Here is a 13,905-nt window from a genome sequence, read left to right as displayed (position 1 = left end):
TGTTGAGCCGATGCCCTGGCACTGTCACCCGAATCACGACCTCGCTGTCTCGTTGCTTCCTCCGCATGACGGAGTGCCGTTTGGCTCAGTATTCCGTTGCCCCAGATATCGACGTTGACCCATTCCTGTGACGAAACGGGAGCGGATAAGAACGCAGCACAAAGGGCAAGGATACAAACTCGCATTCGATCTTCCTCTCCTTAACAGACTGCCGCAACTTACTACTCTGCACACGGAGCGTTTGACGAAAATGTTCTATATACGTCCAAAGCGCGACCGTCTTGTTTGGTTCGCAACTCCCGTGCGTTCAGACTGCGCTATCGCTGAACGCCGTTTATTGCCGTCAGCATGACCCCACGACGCGGTCGACGCGCAGCACTGGGTGATCGTCCTCGCCAGGGATCAGTCGTCCATCAATGGCGAGGCATTGCCGTTCTTCCCAGCTCTGCCTGATAGCGGTGAGATCAGCCGGATTACCAAGCATGGGCGGCGGCGGCTTGCTGCCATCCAGGTCGACATAAAGCATGCGCTCACGTGTTGCATGGCTATCCGGCGACTGCGGTTCAAATAGCGCGCGGCTGGGGCATGGAAGGCGCACGCACCGAATACCGGTGTCGCCGATATGAAGGCGGGACGCGGCCGCTTTGCCGTCATTCGCAACCAGCGGCGCGGGCGCGGACTGCGCCGCCACAAGCGCGAGCAGGACGACGATGGGCGCAATCATTCTGGTTTCCTCACCGGCCTATTCTCCGCGCCCTTGCTGCGGTTCTCGCGCACCTCAACTGCACCCGCGAACAGGACCATAGGCGCGCGATGATGGCCCGTGTGAGCACCCACCGCTCTTCCCATCACGGTGACCTCATGTCCGACCGCGCGCTGAAGGGTTTGTATCAGGTCGGGCTCAACGGCGTAGACGTGGACCCGGTCGAAGCGCTCACTGCCATCCGCAAATTCGCCATCCTCGAGGCAGATGCGGCGCGGCAGTTCCAGGATAAAGGCTTGCTCCTCCGCATCACCTTGGGCGATGCTTTCGTAATTCGGTGGCCCGGCAAAGGTCTGGACGGTCAGCTTGCCAGCGATTGTCACGGCCGCTTCGGGTCGGGCCGCATAGATGCAGCGCGGCGCACTCTCCTGCAACCAAGCCGCAACACTGGGATCAGCGGAGGCGAGTAAGAGCAGTGCGGGAATGGCGCTCCACGAGCAGATCGCTGGGAGTCTGGAGGGCGGGAGATCATCTATTGGGAAGGCCATTGCGCGTCCTTGTCTCGCGGATCTCCTGCTTGCGGGCCAACATGTCATCGCGCAGCCGTTGCAATCCCGAGCGCACGTCTGCGAGTTCCTTGGAATATCGCTGCTTTGAGGTGAAAGCGTTGGGATGCGCCGCATCCCAGGCCAGCGCGGCATCGATCTCGGCGACGGCCGCATCCACATCGCCGAACGCATATTCATTGATCGGCCGGCCGACGGATTCGCTCAGGGCGAAGAAAAGCGGCTGATCGTTGACCATGGTCGCCGGCTTGGTCGCAAGATGAAAGCGGTAGCGCAGCTGGCCGATATAGAACCAGCGCACGGCATCATCCATGCGGCCTTCTCTCATCAGTTTGGCGGATAGAATATAAAGCGTGGCTGGATGGACGTTCTCGGCCTGGGCGATGATTTGTGAGGGTGTTTGCTTAGCGGGATCAGGGGTCATCGATCGTTCATCCTGTGCGACGCCAGCTACAGGCGCGGTCAGTAGCAAGACCGAAGACAGGGAAATTAGTTGCTCGTGCGGCATGGAGGCGGTCCTTTAGGTCGTTCTCTCTGTGCCAACGCACGGCGGCTTGCAGGATCGTCGACGCCGAGCTTCAGCTTCTAACGCGCTATCGTGTTCAGCCTCCCCGTTCGTCGTCGACGCGAATGGCGCTAATCTAGCGGCCTTCACCCGCCAGAACGATTTCGCCGTTCGGACCTGTTGCGAGCGTCGGATTAGAGCCGAACACCTCTCGCAAGGCCTGGCCGATCGTCTCGGCGCCCACTTCACAACTACGGTTTGCAACTGCAACATTGCTCGTCAGCAGGGTCGCCTCCTGCAGCTTCCATGTACCTGTCACCGTTGTGCAGACAGATCGAGCACGCCAGTCTGTTGGGGTAAATGACAAGGATGGTCTTACGCGTGAGCCGGCCGACCCCAAATACGTGCCGTCCACCGACTGGATCTCAAACCGTTTGCCCGCCAGGATAAGCGCGGACACAGAGGTGGCCGCTGCATTGGCCGCTCCAGCATCGCGCTTCAGCCTGATCTCGTGACCCCCGCCGGTCATCATCATTTCGCCCGGATCGTTCATCACGATTTCCGGTGCTGCACGCGATAACGCCTCCAGAAGCGCTTCCTGCTTGAGAAGCTCACCCTTGCATCCAATCTCGGTTTGCGGGCCTGGCATGGTATAGAAACGCGTACCCCGCAGAGCGCCCACACCGCTCAGCGCGTTGCATCCACTGTTCGCGCTATAAGTCGTCCCTAGAAAACTGATCGATGGGCTGCGCGGCTCGTTGCCGGTTTTCTGCGGTGGCCTTCCGTCAAACGCTGTGATTATCCAACGTCCCTGAAGGGTGTCGCTATTCACAAAGGGCGCCGTGCTAGTCTGCGTCGACTGGTTCAGTCCGGTAGGTCCGGAGGAAGGGCCAACTCCGCTGCATCCCGCAAGAAGCACCGCGAGTGCGGAAGAGAGGCACACGACGGCAGGGGAGGGCAACTGAACCACAATACGTCCTCTAAGCTAGCCGATCTGAAAAATTAAACCCCCGCTGGATGAGGCTGGGCTGGGGGTAGAAGGAGCCTAGGGTTAGCGCTGCTACTCTAGCGGCAGACCCCTTGCTGCTTCAGGCGCTTGTACCAAATGTCAGCTTGGGACTGAGACCACTGATCCGCTTGGCGCCTTCCCTCCACTTTCACTTTCCGGCGATATTCGGCCTCTATTTGTCTGTAGGCGGCGTCCGGAACATGAGCCTCACTGCACGCCTGCAGTTTGTTTGTTTGCCGCGGCACCGCGGCCTTGCGCGGCGGCATCCTGCGTGAGCGGTTCTGATGATCTTGAAGGCGCTGCCAACTTTGCTGTTCTAGGTGCCGATCGAGCGTGTTCAAGTCCTGTGCCCCGGCAGACCCGGCGGGGGCAATAATCCCCGCGCCCGCCAAAACGAATAAAGATCCTCGCATGCGCACACCTTTCAGCGGCAGGAGCCTAGAGTGTCGAACTGAACCTAAGGTTACTGCGCTTTGGTGACAGGCAGAAGCATCACGTTGCACTCCCCACATGAGCTTCGATGGCCTTTTTGCGAAGGTTGAACACGCAAGTGCCGGCGAGGCAATCCCTGCTTAAAGCTGCTAGGTATCTGTTCCAACACAGATGTTTTACGGACATACAGGAGCACGGCAGTGCCCGAAAGCTTGGAGAGCCGGTTTTTGTTGTGCCGCCGATCCAATTGCTGGTCGACACCTGGTGTCGGTTGAAAGTCGGCTTTCGACGCCTGCTCCCCATCACCGGCCAGTCTGCTGTTGGCCCCAAACCGGCAGGGCTGGTTGAGCAGTATCTGCCCTTCAACAAAGCGCCCGCATATCGGCCGTACAGCCTCATCTGGAGTGATCCCGAAACCTGCCGTTCGTTCATCTGCTTGAGCGGTAGCGGGAACGACTGATTATTATGGAACCTTGCAGCCGCTCCTAGGGGGGCATTGAACGACAGCTTGTAGCAGGAGCGGACCTTCAGGCGTCCGCCGGTGCCGTACCTGCGAATGGGCAAGCCTTGGCGGGTAGCTGCTGGCAGTTTTAGGCTTAGAAGCGGCGAAAGGAGGCAATTGAGCGGCTTAAACCGAACTGCACAACGCCTGTCGCAAGCTGCGATGCTGGGCAACCTTCTTGGTGATCGAGCGCCCCCCGCCGCACGGCTGAATCCCGAAGTCAGCGGTCTCTAGCCAGCTCGGAGCGAACATAATCCGGATTGATATCCCACCCGTCGAAAAGGCGGAACATGGGCCCCAGCAGGGCAGCGGTGGCGCTGTCGGGGTCAGCCACCAACGCCTCTACCGGGAGAGTCGTCGCGAAGCGTCTGGCAGGCACCGCCGCGACGTAGCTCCGGCTGAAATAACGGCCCGCCGCAGGCTCCTCCACGTTGCGGCCCTCCAGGCCGGAATAGTCTATCAGTAACTCGCAGTCCGTGGCGTCGGGGTAGGACGCGGCGAGGTTCCGGACGAACGCCACCCGTTGCGCCACACCCTGAATCTGGAAGCGTGGCGACAGCTTGGCGCCCGCGGGCCAGCGCCGCGACCCGCGCCCCTCGACGGACTGGCGGAGGTAGGCGGAGTCCTCGGGCAGGATCGTAACGTCCGCGCCCATGCCCTCGGCGGTCACCTGCCAGATCGATGGCAGATCGCTGGCGTCGACGGCTGCCGCGCGGCAGAAGTAGCCCTCAACTTCCCCGAACACTGCGACGGTCGGACGCCTGTCCATCCGCCATCCAGAACCATACGCCGCAAGCCCATCGTTGACTTCGTCCGCCGCTCGGGCTGAGGCTGAGCGGATCCGCTCCTGCAAAGTGCCCACGTCCAGCGCCTTCGGTGCACTGCCATCCGGCGCGCTAAGCCTGAAACCGAAAGCGACCCGATTCTGCGCGGGGTCGACCGGCCACTCCGGCGCCTCGACCTTGGCCCATCCTACCAATGTTTCGTCGACGAACGGTGCGAGCGACGACGACAGTGTCTCCCGGCGTGGTTGCTGGAAGAGCCTGCCGATTGACCCAAGGAGCGCGTCGCGCTCCGCCAACACGCAGCGGTGAAGCACATCCCGCCAGCGCTCGGGCGAGTCAATGGCGATGGACTTGGGGCCCTGCTCGCGGATGTAATGCATGCCGGCACGAATCCCGACCGTCCGGCCTTTCGCGTCCTGCGGGCCGTCGCGCTTGGCGCAGACCGGCTGGGCGCCGTGACTGGGCACGCGCACGACTGGATAGGTCCTTCCAGTCGCCGCCGTGACGGCGTGCACCGCGACATGGAACGCGGGCTGCAGGTAGCTCCCAACGATCCCATTGAGCAGATCCTGCGAATAGCCCGAAAGGTCGGCAGGATGCGGCTCGCTCGGCTTGCCGTCATCGTCGAAGCCGAACACGAGGTACCCGCCCCCGGAGTTCGCCAGGGCGCAGAGGTGCCGTGCAACTTTCGCCTTGGCCTCATTCTCCGAAAGCGACATCCAAGCCTTGTATTCGACGGACGGCGTTTCCAGCCGCTGCTCGACCAAGTCCTGCAACAGCAGGTCGTCTGTCAGTGAGGTCGCCATCAGAATGTCTTAGCGCCACAGGCGCGCCTTGGCATGCCTGTCATCTCACTTCCGCGGATCGGGACGACGTTCATGTCAGCAGCACCGGTGCGCCCCATGCCATCACGTTACTGATCTGGGCGTCCTGATGCGCAAGCCGTTCGTGGATCGCCAGCCCGGATCCAAGCCGGCTAATGAGATCGGCGCGTAGCGCCGCGGGATCGCGCATCCCGGCGACCGTTCGCGCATAGGCCTCCGGGGCGGGAACCGCGGACAGCTCGAGCGCGAATTTCGCGCCGAACGCCAGCCCGGCATACATACCCACCGGCCATAGATGCGCTGCCACTTGCTGCCGCGGACCCGTCAGCTCCTGACCGATCCCGATGCGCGCCATTCCGCCCCGCACCTGAGCCGTCGCGCCGCTGCAGACATTGAGCACAAGCAGTCGCCGGCCCTCACCCGCAGGCGCCAGCCCGCGCAGCCTTTCGGCCGTGACGAGCTCTTCGCCGATCACCAGGCCCGAACCCTCGACACGGTGCGGGGAATGCTCGCCATGGCCGATGACCCACAGCAGGTCCGGAGCCAGATCGGCGTAGAAGCGCTCGAAGGCGGCAACGTCGCCGCCTTTGACGTCGATCTTCCAGCCGGCGAGGGCGGCGACGCGCTCCAGCGCCTCCACCTCGAAACCCTCGTGCATCGTCCCGCCCTGCCAGACTGCCACGCGACCGATAGGTCGGACAGGAAGCGGCTGGCGGAGGCTGACCTCCTCGGCCGCGATGACGCCCCCCTCGGTCGCGAGCAACGCGAGGACCGGGGCGGGCAGCGACGGGACGGTGACCACCGAACGGATCAACCGGCCCGGAAGCGCGGCGGCCAAGCGCGCGGGTTCGAAGTGCGCGCGCGCCGCGGCCTCAAAGCCGGGGCCAGCCGCCTCGTCGGGCTGCCCCATCCGGCGGAAGTCGATGTCGGGCATGTCGTCGCCGACCCCGGTGGCGCGGTGGTATTCACGCTGCGCGAGCGAGGATGCCGCCAGAACCGCGTCGAAGGTGGTCGGACCTTCTCCGCGCGGCAACGCCAGCCGCCCACCGGGCCAGAGGTAGACGACGCCGTTCATGTGGCCGGACGCGACGAACAGGACGTCGCCGTCGCAGGTTCGCTCGCCCTCCTTCACATACCAAGCACCGAGGACGTCGAGCACGTCGTCGACCTCCCCACGCTCGGTGAGGAACCAGATGAGCGGGTGGATAATGGAGACCCGACTCTCGAGAGCCTGCAGCGCGACCGTCTCGTCGTCGCCCGACTGCTCGCGGTATGAGCGCGACAGTTCGACCGCCGAGGACAGAATGCGATCACGTCTGTCCCGCCAATCCTTGATGGTCCTTAGAGAAGCCGCCAGTACCTGCAACTCCATGTGCTCGATCAGGACGTGCGACCAACGTTCGAGCATCTCGTCGGCCCACTCTTGGGGATCGCGGCCCGTGAAACGGTGCGCCGGGCTCATCATGACGATGCCGATCTGGGCGCGGTTAGCGTCAGGCATTTCGCAGGACCAGAGTCCGAGCAGATACTTCACCCATGCCTCCGCCTGCGGTTCGTCTGCGTTGCTCGCCCAATTAGTCAGGGACGTCAGCGCCTCCAGGCACTGCCCCACGTCGACCCCCGCCCTGAGCATATTCTCCGACAAATCCCAGCACATCGGCGCAATTCGTCGCGCGACGTCGTCGACACCACCGAATTTCCGCGCCAGCATGAAGAAGGCCGCGGTCCAGCGCGGCAGGTTGGCGATCGCAAGATCCCTGAACTCGGGTGCGGCCTGCGAATCCGGCGCGAAGAATGAGTAGGCGGTGTTGAAGACGCGGTCGTCACGGTCAACGTTGCGGGCCAGCGACCACATCGCCCAGCCGTGGCACTGGCCGTTCAAGCCCCAGACTAAGCAGAGCTCCATCGGCTTCAGGGCGAAGAGCAGGCGATACTCGTCGACGGTGTCGGGCTCGTATCCGACGACCCGGTCCTCGACCATCGCGCCGACGTCGTCGCCGACTGCGGCGCAGTAGTCGAGGAACTCCCGCTGCCCCTCCAAAGCGAACCGGTTCTGAAGCTGGATGAGCATGATCGCCATCGCCTTCGAGACAGGATCCGCCCAGTCGAACGGGCCGCCCCAAGGCATCAGGTCGGGATAGGCCGCGCTAGCGCGCGGGAACCTATCCTTCATCGTCACCGTCATGCCGTCACCCACCCCACCGTCGTTCGACTCCCCACACTGAACAAGCCCTCCCCTTCACCATACCCGCATAAACCCGCCCGCGGACCCATGAAAACGAAGGACAGCTTCGGGCCATTTGATAGTCCGTGACACGACTGAAGTTGCTGCCTGCTGCACAGCAGCCTGACCGCAGGCGAGCGGCCGGTTCGAGTGCAACCGGCCGTTCACACGCCCGTCGCGGAATGACCTAAACTGGTTGTTGCCCGTCGTTCGAGGATACCTCGCACTAACGGCAGCTATCGCGTGGTGGCGGTCCAAAATCGGACTGGCGGCTAGCGGCCCATGAGCCGGTGGGCAGGTACTGGCATCAGCTGCCGGTCAGGAATGCGCCCCAATCTTGGCCATTCGGACGTCCCGGAATTGATCCCGAAAGCCGACACCGCTTTGGTTATCAGCCGCGCTGAAGAGCGCACATTTTGCCGATTAGAGTTGGCGGCCAGTGAAGCGGACCGTCGAAGTGACGATGAGCGAGAAAGTGCCCGATGATGTCAATTCTGAGCCAAAGCAACCCGCTTCCCCCGATGGTCGCGCCAAAGGCCGAGCCTCTTGATGCGATAGTCCACCAGTTCAGGTGAGGTTCCGAACTGATTGGCTATTTCTGAAGAGCTGCGGCGGTTTATGACCGCCTCACAAATGGCTTTGCGCGGGAGCAGGGTAGCCGAAGCCAAGTAGTAAGCATCGTGCTCTTCGGCGCTGTCATAAGTCCGCCCATAAGATTCTGCCACCTTCGCAATCTTGGTTAGCCTATGGCCGAGAAGGATGTGCCAGATCTCTTCAAGAAGCGTGACGCGCTGTCGCTCTATACTATGGCAATCGTTTAGCAATACTGACCACCGCTCATGAGACAGATCAAGCGGAACGCTCATCGCGGACCACTCCCCGCATGCATCTGAGCTGAGCTTTTCTCGCGTGATAGAACCTATGCATTCGCTTTGGCGCAGGCGTACTATCTCAACTCCTTCAATTTCCAAAAGAAGTGAGTCTAATGGTTGTTCGTCGTGGAGCCCCAGGTCTTCGCGAAAACTTTCAGCGACTCGCTCTAGTTCCTCCTTCGAAAGCGAGAGAGCTCCGCTGTCAGCAACGACAGCAGGCGTGTGCTCCAGGTACGAAAGACCAGAGTTCCGTTTCAAGCATTCGGCGGCCTGCAAAAGCGCCTGTATAGTACCTGATTGAACATTCTTTCCCGCTCGGAAGTGCACCAAGGCCACGTTCTCCAAGCGAAGCCCCTCCTCATCGGCAGCGGGCCCCAACCATTCGAGCAAGCGAATCTTAGAGTTATTGTCCGGGAGACCTTCACCACGTTCGATTCTAGCCAAAGTGGAAAAGCTTATACCTACGACGGCCGACAAAGCCCGAAGGCTGAGGCCGTCCGCCTCCCGCTTGCGCTTAACGGCCTCGACAAGTCTGACTTCAAACTGCTTCATGCTAATCCGTGCTAATGACACATGTTGACACAGCTGGCGTTTTCGCCGAGCTTGTGTGGGTAACACAGATTCGCACAGTGGGTGGAGTAAAGCAATCTTCCTGAGCGCGCGCTGTGTCGCAGGCGGTAGGCATGCGCCATCAAGGCGCCGATACTCAGGAGGCTGTGATCGTGAAGGTCTATATTCATTCTAGCGTTATGGGGCAGTCGCGGGACGAACTTGAAGGCTTGCTCGATGATATCAAGTGCGAGGTCGTCGAGGCGCTTGAGGATCTAGACGCCGGAGATGAAGCCGGGGAAGGGTCTTCTATGCCCGCCGAGGCTGGAACCGAGCGACATGAGGTTGACGAGGGCGATGAGGGTACTGAGGCGCCACCGCTTGCGCCTGTCTGCGTTGTCGTACTGACGCCGGGCCTCACCGAGGCCGAACTCGAGCCAGAGTTAACGGAGGTCGTTAAGCGCGGCTGCCGCGTAGTTGGCGTCTGGGGATCGGGCGCTGACGGAAACGCATCTTCTCTCGCGGACTACGGCGCCGACACCGTGCCTTGGGAAAGGGATCGTGTGCGAGACGCGATTTGCGGGGTCCCGCAACATCGAGGACCATCCGGTGCCAGGATGCCGAAGCCGAAAGGCACGCACGGTGGATGCTAAGACATGACCGTTTACAGCTATGTAATAGAACATGATTACGGGTTTGCTCCGAATCCATTTCATGGCCCGTGCACGTTGGCCGGATGCAAGCCAGACATCCGCAAAGCGGCAAGGCTGGGCGATCTGATCATTGGTACCGGCGCCGCCTCGACCGGATTTGATCGACACATGATCTATTGGATGAGAGTTGGGGAAATCACGGATTTCGCGCGTTATTGGAGGGATCGGCGGTTTCGCGCCAAGCGCCCGGATATGGAGGCGCCGGGAAAGATCGATCGGTTCGGAGACAACATCTACAGCCGAGACCCAAGTTCGGGCCTTTTCATCCAAGCTTATTCCTTCCACAGCTACGCGGACGGTAGCTGCAACGAGAAGAACCTGGAGCGGGATACCAGTAAGACGGATCGCGTGCTGATAGCGCAGGATTTCGCCTATTTCGGAGTGAACGCGCGGGAGATTCCCGAGGAGCTGCGGGATCTCATCAAGAAGGGCCCAGGCCATAAGTGCCGGTTCGCACCGGCGCGCGCTCAAGCTTTCGAGGCTTGGGCGACCAGCCACCCGGAGCGCGGTTATGTCGCCAAGCCGACGCACTGGGCATCACTAAAGTAGACAGGACCGTGGCTGTCCTGCGATAGCGCAGCTCACATCTCTCACAGTGAGCCGCCGATCTCAGGAAATCATGACCCCTACCCCCGTCTACGATAGCTATTGGAACTTTGCCGCGGAGCGTCACGCCGTCTACGAGCGCCGCTTGGCTCAGCCACAAGGGCCGTGGACAGACGATCCGATCCTTGCTGCCTACCGCTTCACCAACACCTATCGCGCCGCAGACCGGGTCAGCCAGTATCTGATCCGGGAGGTGCAGTATCGGCCAGGCCGCTCCCAAGCGCCCGCGGAGCTCTTCTTCCGAACCCTGCTGTTCAAGATCTTCAACAAGATCGAGACCTGGGAGCTTATCGAGGCGCAACTGGGGCCCGTCTCCTGGCAGAGCATCGATCTTGACGCCGTCAGCGCGCTGCTCGATCGGGCCATGGCTAACGGTGCCCGCATCTACTCGGCGGCTTACATTATGCCCTCACCTCAGCTGGGCCACGCACGCAAGCACGCCAACCATCTGGCGCTCCTCGCGCGAATGATGGACGACGGACTGTCCGCTCGGGTGGAGCGCGCGAGGAGCCTCGCGGAGGTGTACGAATTGCTTAGTCCGTATCCCGGCCTTGGACCATTCCTCGCCTTTCAATATGCGATCGACCTTAATTACTCGAACCTGCTCGATCTCTCGGAAGCGGATTTCGTCGTCGCTGGCCCCGGCGCGCTTGACGGTATTGCCAAGTGCTTCGAGCACGCCGACGGTCGCTCCGCGAGAGAGGTGATCGAATACATGGTCGACGTGCAGGACGATGAATTCGCCGCGCGCGGGATCAACTTCAAGGGACTTTTCGGGCGCAAACTGCAGCCTATCGACTGTCAGAACATCTTTTGCGAGATCTCGAAATATGCGCGGGTTGCGCATCCCGAGGTGCCGGGCGTCAGCGGGCGCACTCGCATCAAGCAGTTGTATCGGCCCTCTGCTCGGGTGGAGCCTGCTCCCTTTTTCCCGCCACGGTGGAAGCTGCAGATTCCGATGAGAAGCCCGGAGTTCAGGGGAGGCAGGCAGCCGGTTCAGGGGCAGTTGTTCCCGGCCGCCTAATCACTTACGGGCCAAGCTGACAAGAGGCAGCACGGGCGCGGGGAGGCGTTTTAGCGGTGCTAAAGTTCCTGAAGGGCGAAAAGGGTGATCAGGGACCGAGAGGCGGCTTCTGGTCTGCTCAACGGATTCGCACCCGACACAAGGAGCATGGCCTTTTTTGGGAGCCTGAGGCCGAGACCAACGCAGATCCTGGCGGATACGAACTGGTCGAGGACCGATTGAAGGCAGCCTCCTACAACTTGACGATGGGGCTCGAGGCCTACGTCACGCCAGTCAGCGACTGCGATCCCAAAAGCATTCGCGGGCTTACGCCTGGAGGCGCCTTCCGGATTCCTCCCGGTCAGTTCGCGTTCTTGCTGACGCATGAAGCCGTATGCGTTCCAAGGGACGCGTTCGCTCTTGTTGCTCTCAGAGCCAGAGAGCTTCAATTCAAAGGTTTGATTAATGTATCCGGGTTTCACATCGATCCCGGGTACAACGGCCGGCTAGTATTAGCTGTCTACAACGCCGGACCGAGTGAGGTTCACCTCCGAGCCGGTCAGGTTCTCTTTGAGGTGTTCTTTGCGGATCTCGACGAGGAGACAGAGAAGCCGTATGGAAAGGGCAACAGCAAGAAGCCGCTTTTTCATATCGAGCCGGAAGCAATCTCGGCAATCGCCGGCGAATTCGAGACGCTGAAAGGGCTGAAGAACAAGATCGAGGACGTCGAGTCCGAGCTGGACGACCGCATCCGCTCGCTCGAGCGCGAGCAGACTGTCATGCGCTGGGCAAGCGCCCTTATCCTAGGCGCATTGCTGGCCTTCGGGGTTCGAGAATGCTCGCCAAGGAGTGCATCGGCTGCGCAGTTTGCAACGGGAGCCGTTGCTCATGAGTAATCCCAGCGATCCGCTGCCTCGAGAAAAGGCGAGACTTCGTAGAACAGGTCGTAACTACCGGGCGAGGTGGATCACAGTTGCCGCGATTCCTTTCGCGCTCGCCGTGCTGATCATGGTGCTGACTTTGCCTTCAGACTGGGACACCATCGCCAAGGCAGGGTTGGTGCAACCTGCGGTGGCGGCGCTAATTGCCCTGGCCATCGTCCTCAGCATGCGTCTTACCTGGGGACGGTACTCAAACGACAGGCGAAAAGGCGTGATTTCAGCGTCGAGCGCGACCATCGCGGTAAAGCTCTGGGCGTTATGCTTCGCTCTGCTGTTCGGATCGATGATGCTGGGATCCGTCGTCAACAAATGGACCGGCACACCGTCTGGGAAGAGCGAGGCACCTCCAAAGGCTGTGGAGACCCAGCTTGAAGTGAGCACGAATGGATCCGCTCCGGCCGTCGCTAAGGCAAAGGTCATCCGATGACTGCATTGATGGGTCTTGACCAGGTGCGGCGACAGTTGGCGCCGCGCCGCAACTTCACCGGCGATTTGATGCTCGACGAGTATCAACGCTATGCTGGAGGGCTGAACCGGACAGGTCTGAGGGACGACGCTGCGCGTGATTTTCTCATGATGGGCCTGTTTGGAGAAACCGGAAGCTTGCTCAGCGAGGTGAAGAAGAAGCAGCGGGATAAGCGCGCCTATCTCTCCTACCGCGCTTCCTCAGTCGAGGAGTTGGGCGATGTGCTCTGGTACTTTGCCAACGTCGCGAAGCTAGTCCCGGTAAAATTGTCGGACCTCGCTGCGCGTGCCGTTCAGAGCCGCGGCTGGGGCTTCAAAGGATCGCAGCATCGCCCCCGTACTTTCACCGCGCTCCAGGAGGCCGGACGGAACTTCGGCGAGCCGGCAAGCGGCCGGCAAGTCGAGCGTCGGCTGCTTGTTCTGGCTGGTCGTGTCGGCGCCCTCGTTGAAATTGGTCGCGGCCCGAATGCCGAGCGCGAGAGGATCATCCAGGTGTTGGTCGAGATACTGCGCGGGCTCATCGCCGCGGCGGATATCGCTCACCTCAGCCTCGACGAAGCTGCTCAGTTCAGCCTCGCCAAGTCGCTCGACCGTTTCCCTAGCGCTCGCACTTGGGGTGAGCCGTTCGACAACGACTTCGATGCCGACGAGCAGCTCCCGAGGCGGATGGAAATTACTTTTCGGGAGAAGCTGACACCGAACGGCGCGCCGTACGTTATCCAGCAATGGCACGGTATTAACATTGGCGATCGGCTCACCGACAATGCGGTGGTACCCGACGACTACCGCTATCACGACGTATTCCATCTCTCCTACGTCGCCTTCCTCGGCTGGTCACCGGTGATGCGGTCTCTGCTCCGCTTGAAGCGCAAGAGCCGCCCAGAAATCGACGAGCAGCAGGACGGGGCCCGGGCGATCATCACAGAGGAAGGCATTTCCAACTGGATTTTCGCACACGGGCTGCGGCATCACGCGTTTGAAGGCGTAACGGGGCTCGACTACGGTCTGCTGAAGACAATCCGGCAAATGGTTAAAGGCTATGAAGTGGAAGCCCGGCCTCTTTGGACGTGGGAGGAGGCGATCATCCGAGGGTTCGAGGTGTTTCGCGAACTCCGCAAAAACAAGGGCGGCGTGGTCGTTGCCGACATGATCCGGCATCGCCTTACCTATCGGGCGTTGAAGTGAGCATCGCGCCGGCGGTGGATG

Annotated in this window: 14 protein-coding genes; 7 read left to right on the top strand and 7 right to left on the bottom strand. The window is 61.2% G+C overall.

Going from position 1 to position 13,905, the window contains the following annotated elements:
* Positions 1-343: 343 nt before the first annotated feature.
* The 4 genes from XM50_RS17020 to XM50_RS19795 all read right to left on the bottom strand — a co-directional run bounded on the left by XM50_RS17020 (position 344) and on the right by XM50_RS19795 (position 2,606).
* The gene (locus tag XM50_RS17020; RefSeq protein ID WP_046411118.1) at positions 344-724 is read right to left on the bottom strand and encodes a hypothetical protein; all 381 of its coding nucleotides are present in this window, start codon (positions 722-724) and stop codon (positions 344-346) included.
* A complete protein-coding gene (locus XM50_RS20590) occupies positions 721-1,086 on the bottom strand; it encodes a DUF4431 domain-containing protein (protein WP_197075575.1) in 366 nt (121 codons plus the stop codon). Before XM50_RS20590 ends, XM50_RS17020 begins: the two co-directional genes overlap by 4 nt.
* Positions 1,087-1,231: 145 nt before the next feature.
* Entirely contained in the window at positions 1,232-1,693 is a 462-nt protein-coding gene (locus XM50_RS20585) for a hypothetical protein (RefSeq protein WP_197075574.1), read from the bottom strand.
* A gap of 217 nt (positions 1,694-1,910) precedes the next feature.
* Positions 1,911-2,606 carry an META domain-containing protein gene (locus XM50_RS19795; RefSeq protein WP_197075573.1) on the bottom strand — a complete coding sequence of 232 codons (696 nt, stop codon included), beginning with the start codon at positions 2,604-2,606 and terminating at the stop codon, positions 1,911-1,913.
* A 697-nt stretch (positions 2,607-3,303) separates the two neighbouring features.
* Here XM50_RS19795 and XM50_RS20205 point away from each other — a divergent pair.
* The gene (locus tag XM50_RS20205) at positions 3,304-3,675 is read left to right on the top strand and encodes a hypothetical protein (RefSeq protein ID WP_156167283.1); all 372 of its coding nucleotides are present in this window, start codon (positions 3,304-3,306) and stop codon (positions 3,673-3,675) included.
* Between the two features lie 262 nt (positions 3,676-3,937).
* On the opposite strand, the gene XM50_RS17005 is transcribed toward XM50_RS20205, so the two are convergent.
* From XM50_RS17005 to XM50_RS16995, 3 genes are all read right to left on the bottom strand, one after another.
* Positions 3,938-5,308, bottom strand: coding sequence for an AlbA family DNA-binding domain-containing protein (locus tag XM50_RS17005; protein ID WP_046411114.1), 1,371 nt, complete (start codon positions 5,306-5,308; stop codon positions 3,938-3,940).
* A 70-nt stretch (positions 5,309-5,378) separates the two neighbouring features.
* The gene (locus XM50_RS17000; RefSeq protein WP_156167282.1) at positions 5,379-7,511 is read right to left on the bottom strand and encodes a CHAT domain-containing protein; all 2,133 of its coding nucleotides are present in this window, start codon (positions 7,509-7,511) and stop codon (positions 5,379-5,381) included.
* 527 nt (positions 7,512-8,038) lie between these two features.
* Entirely contained in the window at positions 8,039-8,974 is a 936-nt protein-coding gene (locus XM50_RS16995; RefSeq protein ID WP_046411111.1) for a helix-turn-helix domain-containing protein, read from the bottom strand.
* A gap of 131 nt (positions 8,975-9,105) precedes the next feature.
* On the opposite strand from XM50_RS16995, the gene XM50_RS16990 reads away from it, so the two are divergent.
* From XM50_RS16990 to XM50_RS16965, 6 genes are all read left to right on the top strand, one after another.
* Positions 9,106-9,624 carry a hypothetical protein gene (locus XM50_RS16990; RefSeq protein ID WP_046411109.1) on the top strand — a complete coding sequence of 173 codons (519 nt, stop codon included), beginning with the start codon at positions 9,106-9,108 and terminating at the stop codon, positions 9,622-9,624.
* Positions 9,625-9,627: 3 nt separating this feature from the next.
* Positions 9,628-10,233 carry a hypothetical protein gene (locus XM50_RS16985; RefSeq protein ID WP_046411108.1) on the top strand — a complete coding sequence of 202 codons (606 nt, stop codon included), beginning with the start codon at positions 9,628-9,630 and terminating at the stop codon, positions 10,231-10,233.
* Positions 10,234-10,303: 70 nt separating this feature from the next.
* Positions 10,304-11,314 (top strand): nucleotide kinase domain-containing protein, encoded by a 1,011-nt coding sequence (locus XM50_RS16980; protein WP_052742628.1) that lies wholly within the window; start codon positions 10,304-10,306, stop codon positions 11,312-11,314.
* A gap of 56 nt (positions 11,315-11,370) precedes the next feature.
* A complete protein-coding gene (locus tag XM50_RS16975) occupies positions 11,371-12,189 on the top strand; it encodes a dCTP deaminase (RefSeq protein WP_052742627.1) in 819 nt (272 codons plus the stop codon).
* The gene (locus tag XM50_RS20200; RefSeq protein WP_156167281.1) at positions 12,182-12,661 is read left to right on the top strand and encodes a hypothetical protein; all 480 of its coding nucleotides are present in this window, start codon (positions 12,182-12,184) and stop codon (positions 12,659-12,661) included. The genes XM50_RS16975 and XM50_RS20200 overlap by 8 nt, the downstream gene beginning before the upstream one ends.
* The gene (locus XM50_RS16965; RefSeq protein WP_052742626.1) at positions 12,658-13,884 is read left to right on the top strand and encodes a nucleoside triphosphate pyrophosphohydrolase family protein; all 1,227 of its coding nucleotides are present in this window, start codon (positions 12,658-12,660) and stop codon (positions 13,882-13,884) included. The genes XM50_RS20200 and XM50_RS16965 overlap by 4 nt, the downstream gene beginning before the upstream one ends.
* Positions 13,885-13,905 lie beyond the last annotated feature (21 nt).

The organism is Sphingomonas sp. Ag1 (assembly GCF_000980895.1).
GTDB lineage: Bacteria > Pseudomonadota > Alphaproteobacteria > Sphingomonadales > Sphingomonadaceae > Sphingomonas > Sphingomonas panaciterrae.
The sequence above is the reverse complement of the archived record's forward strand: the minus strand, read 5'-3'. Positions and strand labels throughout refer to the sequence as shown.

Excerpts from the sequence above, each read along its gene's own strand:
- XM50_RS17020 (WP_046411118.1), bottom strand. The coding sequence starts at position 724 with ATGATTGCGCCCATCGTCGTCCTGCTCGCGCTTGTGGCGGCGCAGTCC.
- XM50_RS16985 (WP_046411108.1), top strand. The coding sequence starts at position 9,628 with ATGACCGTTTACAGCTATGTAATAGAACATGATTACGGGTTTGCTCCG.
- XM50_RS17000 (WP_156167282.1), bottom strand. The coding sequence starts at position 7,511 with ATGACGGTGACGATGAAGGATAGGTTCCCGCGCGCTAGCGCGGCCTAT.
- XM50_RS17005 (WP_046411114.1), bottom strand. The coding sequence starts at position 5,308 with ATGGCGACCTCACTGACAGACGACCTGCTGTTGCAGGACTTGGTCGAG.
- XM50_RS16980 (WP_052742628.1), top strand. The coding sequence starts at position 10,304 with ATGACCCCTACCCCCGTCTACGATAGCTATTGGAACTTTGCCGCGGAG.
- XM50_RS16990 (WP_046411109.1), top strand. The coding sequence starts at position 9,106 with ATGCGCCATCAAGGCGCCGATACTCAGGAGGCTGTGATCGTGAAGGTC.
- XM50_RS16965 (WP_052742626.1), top strand. The coding sequence starts at position 12,658 with ATGACTGCATTGATGGGTCTTGACCAGGTGCGGCGACAGTTGGCGCCG.
- XM50_RS20200 (WP_156167281.1), top strand. The coding sequence starts at position 12,182 with ATGAGTAATCCCAGCGATCCGCTGCCTCGAGAAAAGGCGAGACTTCGT.
- XM50_RS16995 (WP_046411111.1), bottom strand. The coding sequence starts at position 8,974 with ATGAAGCAGTTTGAAGTCAGACTTGTCGAGGCCGTTAAGCGCAAGCGG.
- XM50_RS20585 (WP_197075574.1), bottom strand. The coding sequence starts at position 1,693 with ATGACCCCTGATCCCGCTAAGCAAACACCCTCACAAATCATCGCCCAG.
- XM50_RS20205 (WP_156167283.1), top strand. The coding sequence starts at position 3,304 with ATGGCCTTTTTGCGAAGGTTGAACACGCAAGTGCCGGCGAGGCAATCC.